General features: G+C 43.1%; 25 protein-coding genes. 19 read left to right on the forward strand and 6 right to left on the reverse strand.

The genetic code is table 11. From position 1 onward, the window contains the following. The first annotated feature begins 32 nt into the window (after nucleotides 1–32). Nucleotides 33–1,466, forward strand: coding sequence for a hypothetical protein (locus Q0R52_RS25440; RefSeq protein ID WP_295800400.1), 1,434 nt, complete (start codon nucleotides 33–35; stop codon nucleotides 1,464–1,466). A gap of 84 nt (nucleotides 1,467–1,550) precedes the next feature. Then, entirely contained in the window at nucleotides 1,551–1,859 is a 309-nt protein-coding gene (locus Q0R52_RS25445) for a hypothetical protein (protein WP_295800404.1), read from the forward strand. A gap of 108 nt (nucleotides 1,860–1,967) precedes the next feature. Here the strand turns inward: Q0R52_RS25445 and typA are convergent, their stop codons facing one another. Next, on the reverse strand, nucleotides 1,968–3,779 hold the full coding sequence (typA, locus tag Q0R52_RS25450; RefSeq protein ID WP_295800408.1) for a translational GTPase TypA: 1,812 nt from the start codon (nucleotides 3,777–3,779) through the stop codon (nucleotides 1,968–1,970). Nucleotides 3,780–4,106: 327 nt separating this feature from the next. Between typA and Q0R52_RS25455 the strand changes: the two genes are divergently transcribed. The 16 genes from Q0R52_RS25455 (at nucleotide 4,107) to Q0R52_RS25530 (ending at nucleotide 15,707) form a co-directional block, all read left to right on the forward strand. Continuing rightward, on the forward strand, nucleotides 4,107–4,589 hold the full coding sequence (locus Q0R52_RS25455; RefSeq protein WP_295800411.1) for a hypothetical protein: 483 nt from the start codon (nucleotides 4,107–4,109) through the stop codon (nucleotides 4,587–4,589). Beyond that, the gene (locus tag Q0R52_RS25460; protein WP_295800414.1) at nucleotides 4,574–5,437 is read left to right on the forward strand and encodes an ethylbenzene dehydrogenase-related protein; all 864 of its coding nucleotides are present in this window, start codon (nucleotides 4,574–4,576) and stop codon (nucleotides 5,435–5,437) included. The genes Q0R52_RS25455 and Q0R52_RS25460 overlap by 16 nt, the downstream gene beginning before the upstream one ends. 38 nt (nucleotides 5,438–5,475) lie before the next feature. After that, a complete protein-coding gene (locus tag Q0R52_RS25465) occupies nucleotides 5,476–5,874 on the forward strand; it encodes a hypothetical protein (protein WP_295800417.1) in 399 nt (132 codons plus the stop codon). Nucleotides 5,875–5,885: 11 nt separating this feature from the next. Then, complete coding sequence (locus Q0R52_RS25470) at nucleotides 5,886–6,812, forward strand: DUF5777 family beta-barrel protein (protein ID WP_295800420.1); 927 nt, start codon at nucleotides 5,886–5,888, stop codon at nucleotides 6,810–6,812. A 260-nt stretch (nucleotides 6,813–7,072) separates the two neighbouring features. Continuing rightward, a complete protein-coding gene (locus Q0R52_RS25475; protein ID WP_295800421.1) occupies nucleotides 7,073–7,630 on the forward strand; it encodes a hypothetical protein in 558 nt (185 codons plus the stop codon). Nucleotides 7,631–7,780: 150 nt separating this feature from the next. Beyond that, on the forward strand, nucleotides 7,781–8,563 hold the full coding sequence (locus Q0R52_RS25480; protein ID WP_295800423.1) for a YceI family protein: 783 nt from the start codon (nucleotides 7,781–7,783) through the stop codon (nucleotides 8,561–8,563). A 16-nt stretch (nucleotides 8,564–8,579) separates the two neighbouring features. Then, a complete protein-coding gene (locus tag Q0R52_RS25485; RefSeq protein ID WP_295800425.1) occupies nucleotides 8,580–8,963 on the forward strand; it encodes a hypothetical protein in 384 nt (127 codons plus the stop codon). A 21-nt stretch (nucleotides 8,964–8,984) separates the two neighbouring features. Further along, entirely contained in the window at nucleotides 8,985–9,956 is a 972-nt protein-coding gene (locus Q0R52_RS25490) for a DUF5777 family beta-barrel protein (RefSeq protein WP_295800426.1), read from the forward strand. 63 nt (nucleotides 9,957–10,019) lie between these two features. Beyond that, the gene (locus tag Q0R52_RS25495) at nucleotides 10,020–10,427 is read left to right on the forward strand and encodes a c-type cytochrome (protein ID WP_295800428.1); all 408 of its coding nucleotides are present in this window, start codon (nucleotides 10,020–10,022) and stop codon (nucleotides 10,425–10,427) included. A gap of 154 nt (nucleotides 10,428–10,581) precedes the next feature. Further along, on the forward strand, nucleotides 10,582–10,860 hold the full coding sequence (locus Q0R52_RS25500) for a hypothetical protein (RefSeq protein WP_295800430.1): 279 nt from the start codon (nucleotides 10,582–10,584) through the stop codon (nucleotides 10,858–10,860). 24 nt (nucleotides 10,861–10,884) lie between these two features. Continuing rightward, complete coding sequence (locus tag Q0R52_RS25505; protein ID WP_295800433.1) at nucleotides 10,885–11,808, forward strand: 4Fe-4S dicluster domain-containing protein; 924 nt, start codon at nucleotides 10,885–10,887, stop codon at nucleotides 11,806–11,808. Nucleotides 11,809–11,824: 16 nt separating this feature from the next. Further along, complete coding sequence (gene nrfD, locus Q0R52_RS25510; protein WP_295800436.1) at nucleotides 11,825–13,132, forward strand: NrfD/PsrC family molybdoenzyme membrane anchor subunit; 1,308 nt, start codon at nucleotides 11,825–11,827, stop codon at nucleotides 13,130–13,132. Then, nucleotides 13,116–13,991: a hypothetical protein gene (locus tag Q0R52_RS25515; protein ID WP_295800438.1), complete on the forward strand. Its 876-nt coding sequence runs from the start codon at nucleotides 13,116–13,118 to the stop codon at nucleotides 13,989–13,991. Before nrfD ends, Q0R52_RS25515 begins: the two co-directional genes overlap by 17 nt. 181 nt (nucleotides 13,992–14,172) lie before the next feature. Next, on the forward strand, nucleotides 14,173–14,676 hold the full coding sequence (locus tag Q0R52_RS25520; RefSeq protein WP_295800442.1) for a hypothetical protein: 504 nt from the start codon (nucleotides 14,173–14,175) through the stop codon (nucleotides 14,674–14,676). A 65-nt stretch (nucleotides 14,677–14,741) separates the two neighbouring features. Then, nucleotides 14,742–15,173, forward strand: coding sequence for an AraC family transcriptional regulator (locus Q0R52_RS25525; RefSeq protein WP_295800445.1), 432 nt, complete (start codon nucleotides 14,742–14,744; stop codon nucleotides 15,171–15,173). Nucleotides 15,174–15,296: 123 nt separating this feature from the next. After that, nucleotides 15,297–15,707, forward strand: a complete 411-nt coding sequence (locus Q0R52_RS25530; RefSeq protein WP_295800448.1) for a VOC family protein — start codon at nucleotides 15,297–15,299, stop codon at nucleotides 15,705–15,707. 86 nt (nucleotides 15,708–15,793) lie between these two features. Here Q0R52_RS25530 and corA read toward each other — a convergent pair whose 3' ends face one another. The 3 genes from corA to Q0R52_RS25545 form a co-directional block, all read right to left on the reverse strand. Further along, on the reverse strand, nucleotides 15,794–16,921 hold the full coding sequence (gene corA, locus Q0R52_RS25535; protein WP_295800451.1) for a magnesium/cobalt transporter CorA: 1,128 nt from the start codon (nucleotides 16,919–16,921) through the stop codon (nucleotides 15,794–15,796). Nucleotides 16,922–16,994: 73 nt separating this feature from the next. After that, nucleotides 16,995–17,666: an NAD-dependent epimerase/dehydratase family protein gene (locus Q0R52_RS25540; RefSeq protein WP_295800454.1), complete on the reverse strand. Its 672-nt coding sequence runs from the start codon at nucleotides 17,664–17,666 to the stop codon at nucleotides 16,995–16,997. Between the two features lie 155 nt (nucleotides 17,667–17,821). Further along, nucleotides 17,822–19,543: a glycoside hydrolase family 3 N-terminal domain-containing protein gene (locus Q0R52_RS25545; RefSeq protein WP_295800456.1), complete on the reverse strand. Its 1,722-nt coding sequence runs from the start codon at nucleotides 19,541–19,543 to the stop codon at nucleotides 17,822–17,824. A gap of 115 nt (nucleotides 19,544–19,658) precedes the next feature. Between Q0R52_RS25545 and Q0R52_RS25550 the strand changes: the two genes are divergently transcribed. Continuing rightward, entirely contained in the window at nucleotides 19,659–20,324 is a 666-nt protein-coding gene (locus tag Q0R52_RS25550; protein WP_295800459.1) for a porin family protein, read from the forward strand. An 84-nt stretch (nucleotides 20,325–20,408) separates the two neighbouring features. Here Q0R52_RS25550 and Q0R52_RS25555 read toward each other — a convergent pair whose 3' ends face one another. Further along, complete coding sequence (locus Q0R52_RS25555; RefSeq protein ID WP_295800462.1) at nucleotides 20,409–21,377, reverse strand: nucleotide-diphospho-sugar transferase; 969 nt, start codon at nucleotides 21,375–21,377, stop codon at nucleotides 20,409–20,411. 214 nt (nucleotides 21,378–21,591) lie between these two features. Continuing rightward, nucleotides 21,592–22,557 (reverse strand): nucleotide-diphospho-sugar transferase, encoded by a 966-nt coding sequence (locus Q0R52_RS25560; RefSeq protein ID WP_295800465.1) that lies wholly within the window; start codon nucleotides 22,555–22,557, stop codon nucleotides 21,592–21,594. Nucleotides 22,558–22,720: the final 163 nt, after the last annotated feature.

The raw sequence follows: 22,720 nt of genomic DNA on the forward strand, positions 1-22,720 counted from the left end.
GTAAAACTCAATAAACTACAAAACAACAAAACATGAAAAAATCATTTTTATTTTTAGCGTTAAGCGCTATCATTTTTACTACATCGTGTAGTAAAAATGGCAATACTGTTGATCCGCCCGTAACCCCGCCTGCATCATCGACAGTTGAAGTTACCGGAGATATCGCAGCCAGCACCACCTGGAAAGCTGATAAAATTTACCTCTTAAAAGGATTTGTTTACGTAACAAACGGCGCGGTACTTACTATTGAACCGGGTACCATTATTAAAGGCGAAAAATCAAGCAAGGGAACCTTAGTTGTAACCCGCGGGGCTAAGGTGATGGCTGTTGGTACTGCAGACAAGCCAATTGTATTCACCTCATCATTTGCTGCCGGCACACGCTCGGCCGGCGACTGGGGCGGTATTATCCTTTTAGGCAAGGCACCGGTTAACCAGGGCGACAACGTAGGCATTGAAGGTGGTTTGGATGCCAAAGGCGATGCTGCAAAGTATATCCAATACGGCGGTACCGCTGCTGACGATAACTCAGGAACATTAAAATATGTGCGTATCGAGTACGCCGGTATACCTTTTTCGCCTGATAATGAAATCAATGGCCTTACCATGGGTGGCGTAGGTTCTGGCACCACGCTTGAATATATCGAGGTTTACCGCTCGGGCGACGACTCATACGAGTGGTTTGGCGGTACAGTAAATGCCAAGCACCTATTGGCAATTGGTGGTTTGGACGATGATTTTGATACCGATTTCGGTTTCTCTGGTAAATTGCAGTTTTGCCTGGGCCAGCGCTACCCTACAATCGCCGACGTGTCTGGCTCAAATGGTTTTGAGTCGGATAACGATGCATCTGGTTCAGATAAAACGCCACAAACTTCGGCAGTGTTTGCTAACATGACCATGTTAGGGCCAATTGCAACTGCCACATCCGGTAACATTAACGCCAACTACACGCATGCCGCTCAAATCCGTCGTAACTCGGCTTTAAGCGTTTACAACTCGGTTTTTGCAGGATACGTTGAAGGTATATATATTGATGACTCAAAAGTTGCTACTGCAAAAGCTACTTCAAGTAATTTCTTAGCCGGCCGCTTAGGTTTTGCCAACAATATTATTTACGGAAGCAATAAAAAAGGAACCGAAGTTAAAGGCGAAAACAAAGATTTGTTTGAGGCTACTTTAAGGGCAACAAATACCTTTAGCTCTGCATCGTATGCCGACGCGCTTATAACCGATCCATTCAAATATTCGTCTGATTTTGCTAATGCAGGTACACCTAACTTTACTGTTAAAGGTGGGTCTATAGCAGAAACCGGCGCTGTTTTTGCAGGCGTAGCTAAATTAAACAACCCGTTTTTTGACGTAGTTACCTATCGCGGCGCCTTCGGCTCCACCGACTGGACTGCTGGCTGGGCTAATTTTAACCCACAGGTACTACCTTACACTACCCCGGGTGCAGTAAAATAATTAGTATTTAATCTAAACACAAAAGCTGCGTCAACCAATTGGCGCAGCTTTTTTTAAATTATAGCCATTTTACCACTGTTTTAAATGAATTTTTTGAAGGCGGATTTAGATGAAACCGATGTCCAGGTATCGCAATTTGCAAGGGCGATAGCATTGCCCGTTAGGGTTTTTATCATCCGGATGATTATTGAAAACGGAAACGCGATAAATAAGAAAACTTTTTATACCAACACTTATAAAGCGCGTACTATTGACAAGCATATTCTTGAACTAAAATCGTTAGGGATAATAAAGGTTGATACCAAAGAGGCCCAGGTTATATACTGTATTGATAAGAAACTATTTGACAGGATGTCGGTTAAGTTTAACACGCTGCTTAACCACAAAAAGTAATTTTACCCCCACAAAAAAAGCACCCGGTAAAACCGGATGCTCCATATATTTTAATTTGCTAATTGGGCGTTTTTTCAACCCAATCAACCAGTCACTTAATCAACCAAATTATTGGTTCACAAACTTCTTAGCGTTAATCCTTCTTTCGTTTTCGTTCAGGAAGATTTTACGCATACGGATACTTTGCGGGGTTACCTCAATGTATTCGTCAGCTTGTATGTACTCCATCGATTCTTCTAATGAGAATTTAATGGCAGGTGCAATACGCACGTTGGTATCGCTACCTGATGCACGCATGTTGGTTAACTGTTTACCTTTGGTAAGGTTAATCACCAAATCGTTATCGCGGATGTGCTCGCCTAAAACCTGGCCTTCGTAAATATCAACTCCCGGATCGATGTGGAAACGGCCGCGGTCCTGCAATTTGTCAATTGCAAAAGCAGTGGTTTTACCGGTATCCATTGATACCAATACACCGTTTGAGCGACCGGGGATAACACCCTTCCATGGTTCGTACGATTTGAAACGGTGTGCCATAATAGCCTCGCCGCCTGTAGCAGTCAATACGTTGTTACGCAAACCGATGATGCCGCGTGCAGGAATATCAAATTCTAAATGCTGTAAATCGCCTTTGGGTTCCATCACAAGCAAATCGCCTTTGCGCTGGGTAACCAGCTCAATTACTTTACCAGCAACTTCGCCCGGTACATCAACTATCAAAGTTTCAACCGGCTCACATTTAACACCATCAATTTCTTTAACAATTACCTGTGGCTGGCCAACCTGCAACTCATAACCTTCGCGGCGCATGGTTTCAATAAGCACTGATAAATGGAGGATACCACGGCCATAAACCAGGTACGAGTCGGGCGAGTCGGTTTCAATAACCTTAAGCGCCAGGTTTTTCTCCATCTCTTTATACAAACGGTCGCGCAGGTGGCGGGACGTTACAAACTTACCCTCTTTACCAAAAAACGGTGAAGTGTTAATGGTAAACAGCATGTTCATGGTAGGCTCGTCAATATGGATAACCTCCAATTGCTCCGGTTTTTCAAAATCAGCAATGGTATCGCCAATATCAAAACCATCAATACCCACAACGGCGCAAATATCACCCGAGCTTACCGACGTAGCTTTAACTTTACCAAGGCCCTCAAACGTGTATAATTCTTTTATGCGCGATTTTTGAATAGTGCCATCGCGTTTTACCAGCGATACCGGCATATTTTCTTTAATGGTACCGCGTGCAACACGACCAATTGCGATACGACCAACAAATGAAGAATAATCCAACGAGGTTATCTGCATTTGCAAAGTGCCTTCGGCAATTGGCGCAGGAGGAATGTTTGCTAAAATAGCATCCATCAACGGGAAAATGTTATCGGTAGGCACTTTCCAGTCGGTGCTCATCCAGCCTTGTTTCGACGAACCGTATATAACCGGAAAATCCAGCTGGTCTTCGGTAGCTTCAAGGTTGAAGAACAATTCAAATATCTGTTCGTAAACTTCTTCGGGGCGGCAGTTTTCTTTATCAACCTTGTTCACCACAACAATTGGCTTAAGGCCTAAGGCCAAAGCTTTTTGGGTAACAAAGCGGGTTTGCGGCATAGCGCCTTCAAACGCATCACACAGCAATAAAACGCCATCAGCCATTTTTAAAACGCGTTCAACCTCGCCGCCAAAGTCGGCGTGACCAGGAGTATCAATGATGTTGATTTTAACATCTTTGTACATTACCGAAACGTTTTTTGATACGATGGTAATACCACGTTCGCGCTCCAGGTCATTGTTATCCAGTATCAATTCACCTGTCTGTTCGTTGTCGCGGAAGATAGAACAACTGTGTAATATCTTGTCAACCAAAGTAGTTTTACCGTGGTCAACGTGAGCGATAATCGCTATATTTCTTATTTTTTGCATGAAAATGCGCCTCTAAATTTTGCGCAAAGGTACAGTTATTTAGTGGGATTTGAAAGCCAAGTCGGCTTTTTACCCCAAACCAAGGATTTGAGCTTGTTATTTAACAATCAGTTTTTTTGAATTTAACACAAATTACTGCAAGTAACCTAATACTGCCGCTGGTAACTGCTTTTATCTTTCTGGATTTGCAACCGCAAAACAACCGGGATTCGCTGACCGCTGAGCATCATTTTATAAAGTGAGGTATGTCATATTTCTGTCAAAAATACCGGTGTACTTTGCGCCCATCGAAAAAAGATAAAACAGTCACCTAATAAAGTAAGTATTATGAAACTTTTACAAAGCAGAAAATTTTGGATAATAACAACATTAACTTGCGTACTTGGCTATGTGGTAAGTTGTACCAAAAAGGACCAGGTAATTATGCCGGTAGCAGGAAATAACACATCTTCGCTGGTATCTGTAAAAACTACCGCGGCGCCTAACATTGATGGCAATATTGAACAGGCATGGAGCAATGCCCCTAAACTAAATTTTACGCCCACTGTGCCATACCCGGGCAATAACCTCTTTACCGGCTATAACGGACAGCAATACCCTGCCACATTACGCTCAATGTATGATGATAAATACATTTACTTTTTAGCTGAGTGGACCGATGCCGAAAAAAGTGTTTTTGTAGCAACATGGTATTTTAACCCGGCAACTAAGCTTTGGGCGCAGGAGCCCACCAGCAAAACATTCGACTCAAATGGCAACATAACAAGGGTGGCTTTGGCGAAGACAAATTTGCAATGTTATGGAATATAGACGATTCGACACCGCTATTTTTAACCCAAACCTGCTACGCGAGCTGCCATATATTTACACCATACACCAACTACTCGGTAACCCCCGCAGTTAGTGTATCAAATGCAGGCGAGGGTAACCACTACACCAATGGGGCCAGCGAAAAAATTGACATGTGGTGGGGACACTTAAGCCGCGACATTATTTTTAACCAAATAGATGACGATTACCAGGACTGGGCCGGTGGACCTGGCGTAACCGGTTTAGCTGGTGGCTCAGGCAATGGCCGCCACGTTGACGGTTTGGTAGTATCAGGCACTTCGGTAAACTTCCCTTACGGGCCTACTTATACTGTAGCACCGCCCCAGGGTGCTTTAAATAACAAACAAAGCTTAAAATTAGACGGTAATGGTGCCAAAGTTAGCGTGCCAATGTGGATAGTACCCAATGCCAGCAACTACTATTACGTATTAGCCGCTGATACAGTAGCGGGCGGTAAAGCAGCCAAAATTACCGGGGTAAGCTCAACAGGCGTTTTAACTTATAACGGCGGTTCAATCGACCCAAATTCAGGCACAGATTATCAAAGAACAGGCGATGCCACTTTTGGAGGAGATGGGCCTAAATGTTTCCCAAGCTATATCGCTTCACCGCTTATTGGCGGCAGGGCCGATATTACCGGCGCAGCGATTTACACAGGCTCGGGCTGGGTTGTTGAATACAAGCGCCTGTTAAAAACCGGTGATAACCTTAAACAGGACGTCGATCTGTCAAGCCTTAAAGATCAGCAATTTGGCTTTGCCATATGGAATAAATCAAACAACCAACACGGTATTCAACCCAATCTCACCTTAACTTTTAAGAAGTAGTACCCGGCAGTTCTTTCATAAGCTAAAAAATAAAGATCATGTCAAAAAAAATAAGAACAATAGGGCTTATAGTGCTGGCGCAATTGGCCTTTAGCATATACAGCTGTACTAAAACAACCACTGTGGTTATAGACAACACGCCCGCAATAACCACGGTAGTGAGTTTCTCGAAAGATATACAGCCTGTGCTAACACAAAGCTGTGCAATAAGCGGATGCCACAGTGGTGCAGTTGCACCCAATTTATCGGCGGCGACCGGGTACACGGTATTAACCGGCGGTAGTTTGATAAATACCAGTACGCCCGAAAAAAGTGAAGTGTATTTATGGATGACAGGTAAAAAAGCGGTAACAATGCCGTTGGGCGCTGCAAATAACCCATCAAACATAAACGCCAAAATACTTGCTTGGATAAAACAAGGCGCTAAAAACAATTAAAAAAACAACTCATGAAAAAACAATATAGATATCCGTCATTATTTACCTATTTGGCAAGGATATGCCTGGTGATTGTGCTGTGTGGAAGCTTCGGCCGGTTAAAGGCACAGGATTCAACGGCCGCTGCACCAACGGTTAACAAGAAGTCGTACGTGAAAAACACATTTGAAGGCAATTTTTTAATTGACAATCAAAGTGTGATGGTGCCCATAAAAGGAACCTTTGAATTTGATATTCAACACAGGTTCGGTAATATAAAAAAGGGAACGGCCGACCTGTTTGGTTTATTTGGGGGCGCTAATATGCTGCTTGGATTTAGTTACGTACCGATTAATAATCTGCAGTTGGGTTTTGGCGCAACCAATGAAAATATGGTAGTTGACGGAAACCTGAAATACGCCATACTAAAGCAAACAAAAGACGGCTCAATGCCGGTAAGCGTTACTTATTACGGCAATGCAGCAATGGACACCCGCAAAAAAGATGCTACCACGTTGTTTGTAAACGCATCAGACCGGTTTAGCTTTTTTAACCAGCTTATTATTGCCCGAAAGATAAACGAAAAATTTTCGGTGCAGGTTGCGCCAAGCATGTCGCATTTTAACAACCTTGAAGGATACCTGGATGCTGCAGGAAAAATACAGCCAAAATGGAATAATGATCATTATGCAATCGCCGTTGCCGGTCGGTATAAAATATCTGACGGAAGCTCACTAATTGTAAATTACGACCAGCCACTTTCACAGCACCCGGTGGACAACCCTCACCCTGGTGTCAGTTTTGGGATTGAAATGAAAACAAGCGGACACGATTTTGAGATCTTCTTTGGTAACTACAGTTCATTAATACCCCAAAACAATAATCTTTTCAACCAAAACGACTACAAACATGGGATGTTTTTAATTGGTTTTAATATTTCAAGGCTATGGAATTTTTAATTGCACATAAGAAGTTTAATCACCTTGTTTCAATTATGCTTCATGCTAAACCAAACAGACGGGTGGATATAATATAAATTGATAAAATTAATAGTGGAATGACCGGCCGATATGGCTGGTTATTTTCCACGTAAGTGACTTCATACCGCAGATAAAAACGAACAGTAAAAAACATAGCTACAGTCGCCAATAAAAATCTCAGCTGCATTATTAAAGGTGTCGCTGATTTAAATATTTAACGCTATTCGAAATTATTTTTTATGGATAACAGCTTTCTAGCGTACATACAGAAACTCGAAGCAATGGCTTTTTTCTCCGGCTACGCGTTGGTGTATACGGTTATCCTTTCTATTTTAGGAAACAGGCGGTTAAAAGGAAAACTCAGTGATAGGATAGTTTCGTTTTTACCAATCTCGTATGGCCTGATAGGAATTTTATTTCTTGGTTTTCAATTAAGAAAACTTTACCCCGACTATTCCTTTGAACATATACATTTTACGTTCCAACAGCCTTTCCTGATTATTTGGGGGCTACTCTCCTTTGCATTCCTTGCTCCTGTCCTTTACAAACGGCCTCTTTTTAGTTTACTGCATAGTTGTTTGTTTTTTTATTTCGTGGCAAGTGATTTGTTTAAACAGGCAACAACTCCATTGGCCGATACCAACATCGTAAAAAACGACATGAGGGTTTTAGCTGCAAGCGTAATACTAAATATAGCAGTGCCTTGCCTTATAACCATCCTGTTCCTGGGCTTTAATTATATAAAAAAGCACAAATCGCTAATTCCAAAAAAACAGGGTAGCAGCACATTATTCTAAGCTTTTTCGACAAGCAAAAATCACCCCTAAAGCCTATTTCCAATTTAGTGACGAGGGTCACACTAATCCCCCATGCCCGTCATTAAATTGTAAAATTCCGCGCCATACATTTGATGACATAATAGTAATCACAAATCAAACAAAAACAATATGAAACCATTTAACAAAATACTGATGATCGCACTGCTTCTGATAAGCGGCGTTGGATTAGTTGTAAGCTGCACACACAAAAATGACCCTTTGCCGGCATCTGTATCAACTGCAATAAAAATTTCACACGGCAAGCACATTCACTTGGCTGGCATTACTCTGGGTGATACCACACAGTGGAAATTTGACAAGGTACACAGCGCCGTTAACTGGTCAAGCCCATTTTTAGAAGTAGGCGCCGACCTTACCGGCAAATTTAACCAATTCGGTGTAGCTGATTTGAAAGATGCGCTGATGCAGAATTATAATACAACCAAGCAGCCGGTGCCAGATACTTCGTGGGCATTTTACGAAAACGAACCTGCCAAAACACATTTTGCCGGGTATATTCAAACCAACCAGGTAAATACCGGCGAGCCGGGCCGCGACGGAGGTTGTTTAATTACAACATTTGGCACCACCAAAATTGTAGCCGGCACACAAAACCTTACCGTTGCAAATGTAGCGCACATAAAAACTACTTCTGTAGTGTTCGACCCGCTTAGCAATGGCTACATAGCCACCTTTGATTTTACCTGGCAGGGAGGAGGATCTGCACCTGTTACCCAATCAATTAGCGGTAAACTAACCTATGTACCCGAGACATTGGTACCAGGGGCCACCTACAGCGATTTTGGATTAAAATTAGAATTCCAGATAAACAAAGCTGATTTCGGTGTAAACAACACCGAGGTTGCCGACAAGGTGAACATAGTAGTTAATGCCAACTTTAATAACAAATAGTTAACAACCAATTACCATGAAACGATTTTTAATAATTGCCGGTGTCTTCATTGTTATGATAGTCGGCGTTACAAGCTGCTATAAAGATGTAGTGCTCCCAAAAAAGGGCACCGACCCGAACGCTCCACCTGTACAATACAGCTATAAAAAAGATATCGCCCCTTTGTTTAACACAAATTGCGCGTTATCGGGCTGCCATGTAGCAGGAGTACAAGCACCTGACCTGGAAACAGCTGTGTCATACAACAGCCTGGTTAACGGCGGATTTGTCAATACCATTATTCCAACCCAAAGCGATCTGTATATCATGATCAATGGAAATATGCAGGTACACATTCCAGACGCTGCCGACAGGCAAAAAGTTTATGACTGGATTAGAACCGGCGCTCTTAATAATTAAGTGGACTTAAAAAATAACGACGTGAAACTAACAATAAAATCACCAACCCGCCTGCTTAAAGCAGGCCTGTGTATGCTCTGTTGCCTAATGCTGCACCAGGTATCTGTTTTTGCACAGGACACGGCGGCGACAGCAAAGCAAGCTGTTACCTCTAAAAAAGCAAAACCGGTAAAAAACACTTTTCAAAGTGTTTGGATAATTGACAATCAAACTGTAATGGTGCCTGTAAAAGGAACATTTGAAATGGATATTCAGCACAGGTTTGGCACAATTGACCAAGGCTATAGCGAGTTTTGGGGACTGTTTGCTTCGTCAAACATACGCCTCGGCGTTAGCTATGCGCCCATCGATAACCTTAACCTGGGCATTGGCCTCGACAAGTTCGATCTGCTGTGGGACGTCAGCGCAAAATACGCTATCCTTAAACAAACAAACGGGCAATATCCGGTAAGTATAACCTACTATGGAGATTTGGCAGTTGATACCAGGAAGGATGCCGGCAACGCCCTTTTTGCCCACCAGACAGATCGGTTGACGTCTTTTAACCAATTGATTATCGCCCGGAAAATAAGTGATAAATTATCACTGCAGGTAGCGCCAAGCATTACACACCAGAACTCGGTACAAGGTTATTATACAAAAAACGACAGTAGCGGTCAAACCATCTTTCAACAAATGAAGCATGACCATTTTGCTATTGCTTTTTCGGGAAGGTACAAATTAGGCGACGCAACCGCCGTATTAGTCAACTATGACCAGCCGATAACAAAGCATGCTACCAACAACCCCAGCCCCAATTTATCGTTTGGGTTTGAGTTTGCAACAAGCGGCCACACTTTCCAGCTGTTTATGGGTAATTATACCATGTTAAATCCCGGAAAAAACAACCTGTTTAATACAAACAGTCCTGTTGCCTATACGCAAGCCGATGGCACAAAGATTAAAGGCGGCAAATTTGTTATCGGCTTCAATATTACCCGTTTATGGAATTAACCCCGGCAATATCAAACAAGCAATATTGCGTGTTTTAATCACTAATACTTAAATGAAAGTTCTATGAAAATTAAATTAATGTTAACCACTGCGGTATTTGCCGCAAGCATGGTCAGCGTCGCGTTTACCACGGCGCAGCAACCCAAACCATGGCCCGTTCCCGAAAAGAATGCAAAAATGGCCAACCCGGTAAAATCAAGCAAAGAATCAATAGCTGAGGGGAAATCGTTATGGAATTTACATTGTGCATCGTGCCATGGCAAAACAGGCTTGGGCGACGGTAGCAAAGCAGCGCAGCTAAAGACCCAGCCCGAGGATATGACAAAATCAGCCTTGCAGGCACAATCAGACGGATCTTTATTTTACAAGATTTCTGAAGGGCGCAACGATATGCCGAGCTTTAAAAAGAAGATTCCGGAGGCCGAAGACACCTGGAACGTGGTGAACTACATACGTACGCTAAAAAAATAGCAGGCTTTAAAATAAAACAAACCGGCTTTATACAACCTGGCTGGTTTGTTTTATTTCATCAAAACAATGCAATGTAATGCACCTGTTTAACGGCACAATAAGCGCCGGGGGCATAAGGTATGTCCTTTTACCACACCCAATTAAGTGTAATAAAATGAATAATCACGAGGAATTAACACCGACAAATTCAGCATCGCGCCGAAGGTTTGTTTGGAAAGCCGGTGCCATCACTGCATTCGCAGCTATCGCCGCATCACTGGGGCTACCGCTTTTCGGAAAAAAGAACAAGGCACTACCGCAAACCCCGGTTAAATGTGGTACGGTAAGAATGCTGACACAAGATGGACGGCTGGTTGATATTGATGCGTCGCTGTTAACCGCCAACCGCAAAAAGGTGACAGACACCGAACTCAAAAACTGGATAAAAAAATAAAAGATACCCCTTAATAAAATTAAGATGGAAAATAATTCGAGAAGAGACTTTTTACTAACCGGCTTAATAACCGCCGGCCTGGTATCAGGTTGTACGCCGAAAACCGACCCTTTTGAGGCCGGCGCCAGTGATGTTGCCCTGCCCTCAGGCAAAAAGGTAAAGTTGCTTTCGGTTGACGGAGAAGAAATAGAAGTTGATGAGGCATTTTTAAAACCTGTGCCCCATATGCCGCCTGTTAGTAATACCGAAGCACGAATTGGCATCCCCGGAAAAAAGTTTGTAATGGTGATTGACCTTTCGCGGTGTAAAAACCTGAAGAAATGCCAATCGGCATGTAACCATGCGCATGAATTAAACCCCGGCGAAAACTGGATTAAAGTTGACCCCATGCAGGACGCCGAACACACCGCGCCCTATTGGGAACCAACTACCTGTATGCATTGCGACGAACCGCCCTGTGTTAAGGTTTGCCCTGTTGATGCAACCTTTAAAAGGCAGGACGGTATAGTTTTGATTGATAGCGACCGCTGCATAGGCTGCCGTTTTTGTATGGCCGCATGTCCTTATTCAACCCGGGTATTTAACTGGGGCGAACCGGAAATTGCACCAGCTATAGCCAGTCAGCCATACTCGTGCGAAACCAGCGTGCCACAAAAAAAAGGCACCGTAGGCAAATGCGATTTCTGTGCAGATATGACCCGTATGGGCGAATTGCCGCACTGTGTTTCAGCATGTCCTAACGGTGTTTTCGCCTTTGGGGACATCAACCAGGATTCGGTAAGCAACGGCGCCGAAACTTTCCGTTTCAGCGACCTGATTAAAGACAAAGGAGGCTACCGCTTAATGGAAGACCTTGGTACCAAACCAAGTGTTTATTACCTGCCGCCGGTAAGTCGCAATTTCCCTTTCGAATCGGGGCTTGAAAACGATAAAGAGCAGAATAAATAATATTAAATAGTTAAAAGTGGAAAACTCAATAACAGATGAAAAAATAATAGCCGACCTCCTGCCCCAAAAATTTGGTAAGGCAGGTAAAATATGGGTTGGCGTATTAACGGTAATTTGTTTGATAGGATTATTTGCCTATTACCGCCAGTTACGATATGGTTTGATAGTTACCGCCATGCGCGATTATGTGTCGTGGGGTATTTATATTTCAAACTTTGTATTTTTTGTTGCCATAAGCCTGGTAGGGTCGTTAATAACGGCAATATTCAGGTTAGCAGGTGTAAAATGGGGTGCGCCACTTACCCGCATCGCCGAAATTATAGCTGTAGCGGCTATCATTTTTGCATCGCTTATTATCATTGTAGATATGGGTAGTCCCGAACGGTTCTATTACCTATTCACCCACGGACGTATCCAATCGCCGATCATTTGGGACGTTATAGTAATTACCACCTATTTTTTTATCAGCATACTGTTATTATACTACCCTTTGCTGCCCGATATTAAAATATTGCTTCGCTTTAAACAAAAATCAGGCAACGGTTTGCATAAATTTTACAACTATATCGGCTCATTCTGGCAAGGGACACCTGCCCAGTTTAAATTAAGCGAAAAGGCAATCAATATACTTTGTATAACTATTATCCCGGTGGCTTTTACTATCCACACGGTTACATCGTGGTTATTTGCCACAACATACAGGCCTGGCTGGGATAGCACCAACTTTGGCGCTTATTTTATCGCCGGTGCGTTTTTGGTAGGCGCCGGGGCCGTTGTGGTTGCCATGTACGTTTTCAGGAAAGCCTATCATCTTGAAAAATATATCACCGAAAGCCACTTCGAAAAAATGGGCCGCGTGGTTGTATTACTATCGCTGCTTTACCTTTATTTTAACATGAACGAGTTTTTGACCCCGTTTTTTAAAATGAAAAAATCAGAGGAAGGTTATTTAAACGGACTTTTTAGCGGAGATTTTTCAGTGGTCTTTTGGTTCGCTATTTTAATAGGCATCATCATCCCGGTAATTATTCTGCTATTCAGGCAGGGGCGCAAACCATTGCCAATGTTTATAGTGGGCATTATGGTAATAGTAGGTGCATGGTTTAAACGCTATTTAATTGTAACGCCGACTTTGCTGAACCCCTTTTTGCCTATGCATGATGTGCCGGCAAGCTACCATCATTATTTTCCAAGCTGGGAAGAATGGGCCATAACCATGGGCTCGTTAGCCGGAACGCTGCTTATTATAACCATACTGGCCAGGATATTCCCTATCATCCCAATTCAGGAAACTTTAACCGAACAACATGAAAAGGCTATATAAAAATTTTAGCGCACTATTGGCCCTTGCTTTAGTATTTGTGGGCTACAATACCTTTGCGCAGGCTACCCCGAAAGGCGATTTAAGCATTGCAATTAATTATTTTGTTGACAACAATACGGTGCCTTCGCTGCTGGTTAGGGTAAAAACTAAAGCTAACGGCAGGTTTCAACCAGTTGAAGGCGTAACCGTTAATTTGTTTTTAGACAAAGACTCCGCCGGCACTGCCATTGGCCGTGTTACTACAAACAGGAAAGGCGAAGCAAGTATTTTTATCCCGGTATCGGTAAAAAAACAATGGGCTACTTCAGTAAAGCATACCTTTTTAGCCACATTTAAAGGCGATAAAAAGTATGAGGAAGGTAAGGCTGACTTAACCGTAGCACGGGCGAAAATAGTATTAACTACAGCCGACAAAACCATAACCGCTACGGTTTTAGAATTAAAGGACACCACCTGGACACCCGTAAAAGGAGTTGAACTAAAAATCGCTATAAAACGCCTTGGCGGCGATCTGCCTGTTAACGAAACCCCAACGTTTACAACCGATTCGACCGGGCAAGCATCCGCAGATTTTAAACGACTGGGCATGCCGGGCGGCAAATCAGGTAACCTTATCCTTATAGCCAAGGTTGAGGACAATGAGTTGTATGGCAATTTATCGGTTGAGAAAACTGTAAACTGGGGCATTAAATTTACGCCTGTAAACACATTTAACAACCGGACGCTTTTCGCCACCAGGGACAAAGCACCCATCTGGCTGCAGCTGATATCCTATTCCATCTTATTCGCTGTTTGGGGAGTCCTGGTTTTCCTGGTGTTTAATTTAATTAAAATAAGAAAAATAGGCGGGCAGGTTTAGCAAACAAGGTAAAATATAGATAAGGTGACCGGCTGTTGTGGCTGGTCATTTTTTTTGACTATGGATGCACCTCAAACATTTAACTATCGCACGATAATAGCTGTAATTAGGGTGCCGATATTAAACTTTATGTATTATTTATCTATTGGCTTTTTTAATAGTTTATTTTTATATTTAAAGCATGAAAAAAATATATACCCTTATTATCGCGCTGGTAATTACAGCAGGTATTGCTAATGCACAGGATGGCTGGGTTACCCACGTTGCCGATAACAGGGTATCGGTTAAATTTCCGGTAGAGCCCAAGGAACTTACACCAGGTTCGTTTATTACTACCGATAAAGCCGGGGTAGCTTACGTTTTCACCGTGGTTGATTTTGTGCAGGTAGCAGGCATCGATTCGGTAGCCCTCGCCCCCATGAAAGCCACAGCGGAATTTGCCGCCCAAATAAAAACCGGGCTATTGCAGAGTCTGCCTGGCGTGGATATGACCGATTTTACCATTGGCACTTACAAAGGGTTCACCAGCTACACTTCTACGGGTACAGATGCAGCTAAGAAGAAGTATGATATGTTTATGTTTATCATAGGCAATAAATTGTACAGCGTATCAACAATTGCAGCCGAAGGTTCACCTACAACAGGGCATGATACGTTTCTGGGTTCGGTGGTCGTAAAGAACTGAAAGAGTTAATCGGCTATTGTTAATTTAGGTTTGGAAAACGTATTTTTGGTAGTCAATGATATTTCATGTCCGTACCAAACTTACCAAAAATCTATCTCTACCGCCGCATAGTTTACGCCAAGCTATTCATTGATAATAACTATGCCGATAAGATAGATTTGGATAACATTGCCGATGAGGCCTTTTTCTCCAAATATCACTTTATCAGGCTCTTCAATTCAGTTTATAATAAAACCCCGCACCAATATCTTTCATCTGTTCGGATTGAAAAAGCCAAACAATTGTTATCCACAGATATGCTTGCCGCCAATGTTTGCTACGCTGTCGGCTTTGAAAGCGTGACGTCGTTTACCGGGCTATTCAAGCGCATGGTTGGCCAAACCCCGGCTGCATACCAGGCCGCACAACACCAGCGGCAGGCAGCCATTGCCGATGCACCACTAAAATTTATTCCCAATTGTTTTGCCGAGAAAAAAGGGTGGGTGGTTAGTCATTAGTCATTTCGCTGCGCTGTCATTTGTCATTAGTTTGCGTCGTCGCTGCCATGAACTTTTCCGCAATTTCGGAGAAGCCCCGCACCAAATCTATGCTCACCTTCGCTTTATCAAAACAAAAGAACAATGATTACAAAAATGAACCACGTAAGCGTCTTCGTCCTGGACCAGGAGAGCGCCTTTGATTTTTATGTGAATAAACTGGGTTTTAAAGTGCATACCGATGCGCCAATGGGGCCGGGCATGCGGTGGTTAACTGTTTGCCAACCGGAACAGCCGGAATTGGAAATATCTTTAATGTCGATAGACGAAGGGATGATGTTCAGCAAAGAGTCAGCACAGCAAATGCGCGATCTGGTAAGCAAGGGCACCTTCGGCTTTGGCGTATTTGAATGCGACAACCTGCTGGTAACCTACGAAGAACTAAAAGCCAAAGGCGTTGAGTTTACCAAAGCACCAACCCAGGAATTTTACGGTTTCGAAGCGCTGTTTAAAGATGATTCCGGCAATTGGTTTTCATTGGGGCAGAAAGGGTGATTTGAAGATTTGACGATGTGTTAATTTGAAGATTCATTTCATTTTCAAATCAACACATCTCCAAATTATTTTATTTTCAAATCAACCTACAATTTACTAAACCAGCCTTTTTTCCAAAACACAACTACCTGTATTACCCCAATGAGTATCATGCCACCGATAGCGTAAAGGTACCCATGCGGGCTATACAACTCAGGCATGTTATCAGGCAGTACTTTATTGGTTACCGGGTCGGTATGCGAAAAATTCATGCCGTAAATGCCGGCCACAAATGTTAAAGGGATAAATATTACAGAAATAATGGTCAGCACCTTCATAATCTCGTTCATGCGGTTGCTCACCATGGATAGGTAAATATCCATGATGCTGCTGGTTATTTCCTTGTAGCTTTCAACCAGGTCCATTATCTGGATGCAATGGTCGTACGCATCCTTCAAAAACATCTTTACTTCGGCGTTTATGAGCGGGCTTTCGGTACGCAGCATATCGTTTATTTTATCGCGCTCAGGCCAGCAGCTGCGGCGCAAAACTATCAGGGTGCGTTTTAGCTGTTGCACGTCGTACATAATGGTTTTATCGGCGCTGGCATACAGGCGGTCCTCAACAATGTCCAGCTGGTCGCCAAGCTTAGCCAGCAGGGCAAAATAACAATCGAGAATAGTGTCGGTAAGCGCATAGCACATATAGCCGGCACCAGCGGTGCGGATAGCGCCTTTGCCCGCCTTAAGCCGGCTCTTTACACCCTCGAAATTTTCTTCGTGGGTTTCTTCAAACGTAATGATAATGTTATCCTTCACCAGCGCCGAAAACTGGTGGTTGGTGAGCTCGTAATCCTTAGTGAACATTATCATCCGGCTCACGGCAAATACGTAGTCATCATATTCATCAAACTTGGGGCGCTGGTGTATATTGGTAATATCCTCTAATACAAGCGGGTTGATGGTTAAAATAGACCCTATTTCTTCAATAAGGGTGGCATCGCCCAAACCGCGCACCTGTATCCAGTGAGTATGGTCCTGGCATTTTTTAAACTGGTCCAGCACAACCTTTATATTTTTGCCCTCACTGCTTACCAGTTCTTTGGTATTGTACGAGTAAACCGAAATTATTGGCTTTAAGGCATCTTCGGGGATGACGATGGCGCCCGGGCTATCGCCAATATTGCCAACTTTTCGTCGCGGGTTGTAGCGGATTCTTTTTCCGGATATATTCATGGGGTACTAATTACGTTTTCAAAAACTGAAATTAGTACTTTTTGTTTCTGTGTTGATAAAATGCATGAAAAAATTAACTCCCCGGCGCTGCCGCAGCTTTAATGTCCTTAACCTCTAAAACAATACTTCCATATCCAAATAAGGTAACATTTATCATTGCCTGCCCAACCTGGGCTATGGTGCCTACCGAGTTCGGCACTACCAATTTTAGAATTGGATACAGCCAGCTAAAATATTTATAAAGTTTCAGCGTGTTCTTAGCTCCCGGTGCCGCCTTCATAAATCCCGGGCGAAAATTAAACTCCTGCTTAAAGGGCAGTTTTTTTAAATCGTTTTCGGTTTTACCCTTTACCCGCGCCCACATCTGGCTGCCTTTTTCGGTACCGTCAGTACTGGCCCCTGATACGTAGCAAAAAGTCATGCCGTTATTTAACCGGCTTAGAGTTTCGGCAACATGCATGGTTAGGGTGTAGGTAAGCTTATAATATTCCGGCTCCTTCATCCCAACGGATGACACACCCAAACAAAAGTAACAGGCATTGTATCCCACCAACTGATTTTCAATCGAACTCAAATCAAAAAAATCAGTATGGATAATCTCCTTTAGTTTTGGGTGAACCACTCCACAGGGCTTGCGGTTGATAACCAAAACCTCTGTTACCTGCGGGTGTTGCAGGCATTCATCCAATACCCCCTCGCCTACCATGCCGGTGGCACCGGTTACTATTGCCTTTATATTTTCCATATTTTCGAATTACACTTAAGAACCAAGAGCCAAGAATCACGACATGAGAGTCGAGAGCCAAGAGCCAAGAATCAAGATAAAAAGAATATTCGATAGTAGGGTGCCTTTTTCTCCTGTCTTGGCTCTTGATTCTTGATTCCTGGCTCTATTTTTTCTTACAAACTTCCTCTCATCCCAGTTGTAAAATCTTTATTAATAGTTACAGGTAACCTGCCAGTTGGTTTTAGCTGCTGCGTAATTACTTTCACCGCCGAGCGCTGCAGCGCATCAGTCATTTGGTAGCAAACCAGCAATGCGCTGCATTTTTCAATGCCTGGCAAATCGGCAATGGTGTAGGCATTGGCAAATAGGGTAATTACAGTATTGTTGTGCGCTGCCAGGCTGCTTATGAATTGTTTAATATCCGCACTGTAATCCAACTTACTGGCCGGGCGGGCGCGGGTATCATTAATACTTACGTACACCTGGTCGTAATCCTTCAGGGTTGTCAATATATTATTAAGCTCGGCCACTGTGGATGTTTTGCCTATGTTAAACCACCTGTTATAAGTATACCACTTAGCTAATTCCGCTTGGAAAACCGTCCCCTCCGCACCCACGCTTACCAATGCAGTACGGTGCAAAGGGATCATTTGCAAACCGGCGGCGCTGCCTTTCACAAGTGTTACCGCCGCATCACTCAATTGCTGAATAAGGTTAGTGGCCGCGGGCCGGTGCAAATCTTCGGCCAGGTGGTTAATATCTGTTTCGTGGTACTGATTTAAGCCGGCCCAATATTTGGCTGCAAGCACCTTTTTAACTTTGGCATTAAATTCTTCCTTTGTGATTTTATGTTTGCGAATGGCCTTGCGGATTTTCTTTATCGCCCGCTCAGAGTTTTCCGACAATTCAATTATGTCATTTCCGGCCAAAAATGCCCTTAAGTCTGCTTCGCCGTCCGGAAAATACTTTATTACCGCTTTCATCTCCATCGCGTCCGATACGACCAGTCCTTTAAAACGCAACGAGTCCTTCAATTCGCCGGTAACAATTGGCCGCGAAAGTGTTGAAGGCAAATTTTTAGTGGTATCAAGCGCCGGTATATTCATGTGGGCTATCATTACACCGCTTATATCGGCATTTATTGCCTGCTGGAAGGGGTATTCCTCCAGCGAGTCCAACCGTTGCCTTGTAAAGGGTAAGAGTGGCAAGTCAAGGTGCGAGTCCACGTTGGTATCTCCATGACCCGGAAAATGTTTGGCCGTGGTTAAAATACCGGCATCCTGCATACCCTTAAAATAGGCAATACCCTTTGCCGCAACGTTATATTTATTATCACCGAATGAACGGTAGTTTATCACCGGGTTGTTGGGGTTATTGTTTACGTCCATATCCGGCCCTAAATTCATTTGCATGCCCAGCCGCTTAAAGTCGTACCCCACCTGCTCTCCCATTTTGTAAATAAGGCTGTTATCCTGGATCGCCCCCAAAGTCATTTGGAAGGGGTATGATATTGCAGAATCTATCCGCATTCCTAATCCCCACTCCCCGTCCATCGTTATTAACAACGGCACTTTTACCAGTTTTTGATAATTATTGATCAATTGCGCATGCCGCACCGGTCCGCCCTGGAAAAACACCACGCCACCCAATTGTTCATCCTTAATCACCTTTGCTACTGAGTCTTCGTAGGCTTGCCCCCTGTCGGTATGGGCGCGCACAAAAAACAACTGTGCAATCTTTTTCTTCCGGCTCAGTTTTTTAAAAACAGAATCGACCCAATGGTTTTGGTGGTTTAATGATTGTATATAGCTTTCCTTTTGCGCAAAAACATTGAATGAAATAAAGCAGAAAACGAGTACTGCAATATATTTTAAATGGTGTTTTATTAATGCCATGGGCCAAATGTAGTTGAAATATGATTTTTTAGTGAGCAGCATTCATAAAAAAAACAATTACGAATAAACCTTTGTATTGTTTTTTAATCTATGAGATATATCAAACAAAAAACACATGAAAAAATTACTCTTTTTTGCTATATGCCTGCTGGTTGCAGGTTCAGTAAGCGCACAGGGCTATTACTCCGGCCATCGTCGTGCGGTTAGGCGTTCAGCCCCGCGCAGCTCAGCGAGCGATTTTTACCGCACCAGGGTTGGGATTGCAGGCGGCTTTAACTTTGCCGATGCTGTTGACGCCTATAACTCAAATTATTCAACAGCAGGCATTACGGCATTCCACGTGGGCCTTACGTTAGACATCCCGGTAGCTTACCCGCTGTCGTTCGCACCCGAGGTTTTATACTCACAAAAAGGTTATGCAGCAACTACCACTGATGGCAACTTTACACAGCGCAGCAACTTTATTGATGTGCCGTTACTGGCAAAATTCAGGCTGTCGCCATTCTTTAATTTCGTAGTTGGTCCACAGGTTTCGTTCCCTATATCAACAACAAATACATATGATAACGGATTTAACGGGACCGCACAGGATCACTACAGTACTACCCATGACCGTACTGTGCTAGATGGTGTGATTGGGGTTGGTGTTGATATAAATCCCAACGTTGAAATACGTGCCCGTTATACTATCGATTTTCAACAAACTGATGATAATGCTTATTATATCCCCGGTTACCGCAACGAGGTTTTCCAATTGGGTATAGGATTTAAGTTCCAGTAAAATTGGTGAGTGGTAAGTTTCGAACGTCAAAAACAACAAAAAGTCCCGCAGTTTTTTTCCTGCGGGACTTTTTGTTTTACGATATTACTGCAATGCCGGGTTTATCCTCATCCTGGCTTTAAACCACCTTTTAACCCTGCGTCTCAGCAAATTATGCTTCCGCTCCCGCTCATTAATATCAAAATCGTGGATTAACGTATAATTGTCAGCTTGTGTCTCTGGTAAAAAAATATGGGGATGGGTAATGGCCTGCAAATTTCCCAGTGGCAAATTAGCATATGGGCTATCGGCATCAATCGTATGGGTCGAGTCAGGCCCGAAACCTAAATTTGCTATCAGGTTAACATTGGGTATAATGCAAAGACCGTGGTTAAAATAATTTAAAAAACCAAGCTGGTAATCCCAGGTATCAATCTTGCCCGCCTTTAGCTCTTTAAACACATGCTCGAGCGCATCAATTATGTACCTGTTTGCAAAAACCTTCCCCATCTGGTTTCTAAACTCGCTTTCCGGGTATCGCGTTAATTCTTTATCGTAATCCTTCCAAACCCTGCGCCAGCCGGCCCAGCCCCATACATGGGTTATATTCGAGAAGTAATAGCTGGCATCGCCCCATTTTTTGCCATGTTGCAAATTGCAACCTGCTATGTGCCTTATCCGGGTATCATGGCGGTATTTTTCTAAAAGGTTATCGCAATAATTAAAAAAGTCGTCGGCAGGTAAACAATCATCCTCTAAAATAATCCCTTCTTCTTCCTGTTCAAAAAACCAGCTTATTGCGCCTGCTACCGCCTCTTTGCAACCAAGGTTTTTGTCCTGCCAAAGTGTTTTCACTTCACAGGGCCAGTTAATTAAATTTATAACGCTGCGTGCATCAGCACAAAGTTGTTTTTCGCTGGGTTTGCCGGCGCGCGGCCCGTCGCCGGCCACATATAAACGCGACGGCCTGGCTTTTTTAATCTGGTTAAAAACCTGCATTGTTGTACCCGGTCTGTTGAATATAATAAATAACACCGCCGATTTTACGGGAGCGGGAACAGAGGTAACTTTCATGTTACAAAATTGGGTAAAAACATTATAAGAGCGATACTATTTTAAAGATAAATATCGCTCTAAAACCTATTAATATCAGCAACAGCGTGTTCCACCGCCAAAGGTTTAAAACGCTGTTGATATTAACTATTACGACAGGCGGAAGCGATACGCTACAATGTTTTAACGAAATAATTCCGCAGAGGCAGAGTTTGAAAAGAAAATAGCAGCAGGATTACAATGCTGCGTTATTAAAAGAAGATACAAACCACCGTTTAACCCTCCTTTTCAGCGCATTTTGTTTGCGCCGTTGTTCTTCAATCTTAAAATCGCGGTTTATTATCGTTAGGTCGGCACGTTTTTCCGGAAGTATGAATACAGGGTCTGTAATTTCGTCAATTTCAGCCACCGGCAAGTTCGCATAAACACTTTCGGTACTGAGAGTATTGGTAGCATCGCCACCGAAGCCAATATTTGATATCAAATTTTCGTTGGGGATTATTACCAGGCCGTTGTTGAAAAAGTTTATAAAATCAAGCGGGTATGCCCATGAGTTTACTTTGCCGGCTTTCACATCTTTAAAAATATTTAGCCAGCTTTCAACCACCAGCGGGTCCTGGTAAATATTCTGTAAACGTTCCCTTATTTCAGGTTCATGATATTTGCTTAGGTGTAAGTCGTAGTCGTTCCATACACGCCTCCAGCTTGCCCACCCCCATATATGTACGCGGTTTGAAAAATAGTAGCTGTATTCGCCCCATTTCTTTCCCAACTGCAGGTTGCAACCCGTAATATGTCTTATACGGGTATCGTCGCGGTATTTTTCTAAAAGGTTGTCGCAAAATTTAAAAAAGCTATTCGATGGTAAACAGTCGTCTTCTAAAATAATACCATCCTCTTCATTATCAAAAAACCAGGTTACCGCTGCCGAAACACCTTGTCTGCATCCCCTGTTTGTTTCATTAAAAAGGGTTTTCAGTTCACAGTCCCAGTCTATCCTGTCAACAATAGCCCGTGTTTGTTTACATAATAACTTATCGGTGGCATTATTGGGGCGGGGCGCATCAGCCGCAATGTATAAACGGGCTGGTTTTGCCGCTCTTATCTGTTCAAAAACGCGGGCAGTAGTATCGGGGCGGTTAAAAATTACAAACAGCACAGCCGATTTAGTTTGATATGGGGTAATAGTAGCTTGGTACATGGCAAATACTTTATAATTGGCAACCCAAAATTCAGTAGAATATTTTAACGCTATGGTAACAATCTGAATGCAAAAGGGTTTATAAGAATATTGTTACAATTGACCAATTGCCTGATTAACAATAAACACCAGTTTGGAATTTAGTGGCCGGCGGCAAGTTAGT

The sequence above is a fragment of the Mucilaginibacter sp. genome, assembly GCF_025359345.1.
Lineage (GTDB): Bacteria > Bacteroidota > Bacteroidia > Sphingobacteriales > Sphingobacteriaceae > Mucilaginibacter.

Excerpts from the sequence above, each read along its gene's own strand:
- Q0R52_RS25485 (WP_295800425.1), top strand. The coding sequence starts at position 8,580 with ATGAAACGATTTTTAATAATTGCCGGTGTCTTCATTGTTATGATAGTC.
- Q0R52_RS25445 (WP_295800404.1), top strand. The coding sequence starts at position 1,551 with ATGAATTTTTTGAAGGCGGATTTAGATGAAACCGATGTCCAGGTATCG.
- Q0R52_RS25550 (WP_295800459.1), top strand. The coding sequence starts at position 19,659 with ATGAAAAAATTACTCTTTTTTGCTATATGCCTGCTGGTTGCAGGTTCA.
- typA (WP_295800408.1), bottom strand. The coding sequence starts at position 3,779 with ATGCAAAAAATAAGAAATATAGCGATTATCGCTCACGTTGACCACGGT.
- Q0R52_RS25545 (WP_295800456.1), bottom strand. The coding sequence starts at position 19,543 with ATGGCATTAATAAAACACCATTTAAAATATATTGCAGTACTCGTTTTC.
- Q0R52_RS25475 (WP_295800421.1), top strand. The coding sequence starts at position 7,073 with ATGGATAACAGCTTTCTAGCGTACATACAGAAACTCGAAGCAATGGCT.
- Q0R52_RS25480 (WP_295800423.1), top strand. The coding sequence starts at position 7,781 with ATGAAACCATTTAACAAAATACTGATGATCGCACTGCTTCTGATAAGC.
- Q0R52_RS25470 (WP_295800420.1), top strand. The coding sequence starts at position 5,886 with ATGAAAAAACAATATAGATATCCGTCATTATTTACCTATTTGGCAAGG.
- Q0R52_RS25540 (WP_295800454.1), bottom strand. The coding sequence starts at position 17,666 with ATGGAAAATATAAAGGCAATAGTAACCGGTGCCACCGGCATGGTAGGC.
- Q0R52_RS25460 (WP_295800414.1), top strand. The coding sequence starts at position 4,574 with ATGTTATGGAATATAGACGATTCGACACCGCTATTTTTAACCCAAACC.
- Q0R52_RS25525 (WP_295800445.1), top strand. The coding sequence starts at position 14,742 with ATGTCCGTACCAAACTTACCAAAAATCTATCTCTACCGCCGCATAGTT.
- Q0R52_RS25530 (WP_295800448.1), top strand. The coding sequence starts at position 15,297 with ATGATTACAAAAATGAACCACGTAAGCGTCTTCGTCCTGGACCAGGAG.
- Q0R52_RS25455 (WP_295800411.1), top strand. The coding sequence starts at position 4,107 with ATGAAACTTTTACAAAGCAGAAAATTTTGGATAATAACAACATTAACT.
- Q0R52_RS25505 (WP_295800433.1), top strand. The coding sequence starts at position 10,885 with ATGGAAAATAATTCGAGAAGAGACTTTTTACTAACCGGCTTAATAACC.
- Q0R52_RS25500 (WP_295800430.1), top strand. The coding sequence starts at position 10,582 with ATGAATAATCACGAGGAATTAACACCGACAAATTCAGCATCGCGCCGA.
- Q0R52_RS25520 (WP_295800442.1), top strand. The coding sequence starts at position 14,173 with ATGAAAAAAATATATACCCTTATTATCGCGCTGGTAATTACAGCAGGT.
- Q0R52_RS25515 (WP_295800438.1), top strand. The coding sequence starts at position 13,116 with ATGAAAAGGCTATATAAAAATTTTAGCGCACTATTGGCCCTTGCTTTA.
- Q0R52_RS25440 (WP_295800400.1), top strand. The coding sequence starts at position 33 with ATGAAAAAATCATTTTTATTTTTAGCGTTAAGCGCTATCATTTTTACT.
- corA (WP_295800451.1), bottom strand. The coding sequence starts at position 16,921 with ATGAATATATCCGGAAAAAGAATCCGCTACAACCCGCGACGAAAAGTT.
- Q0R52_RS25560 (WP_295800465.1), bottom strand. The coding sequence starts at position 22,557 with ATGTACCAAGCTACTATTACCCCATATCAAACTAAATCGGCTGTGCTG.
- Q0R52_RS25555 (WP_295800462.1), bottom strand. The coding sequence starts at position 21,377 with ATGAAAGTTACCTCTGTTCCCGCTCCCGTAAAATCGGCGGTGTTATTT.
- Q0R52_RS25495 (WP_295800428.1), top strand. The coding sequence starts at position 10,020 with ATGAAAATTAAATTAATGTTAACCACTGCGGTATTTGCCGCAAGCATG.
- Q0R52_RS25465 (WP_295800417.1), top strand. The coding sequence starts at position 5,476 with ATGTCAAAAAAAATAAGAACAATAGGGCTTATAGTGCTGGCGCAATTG.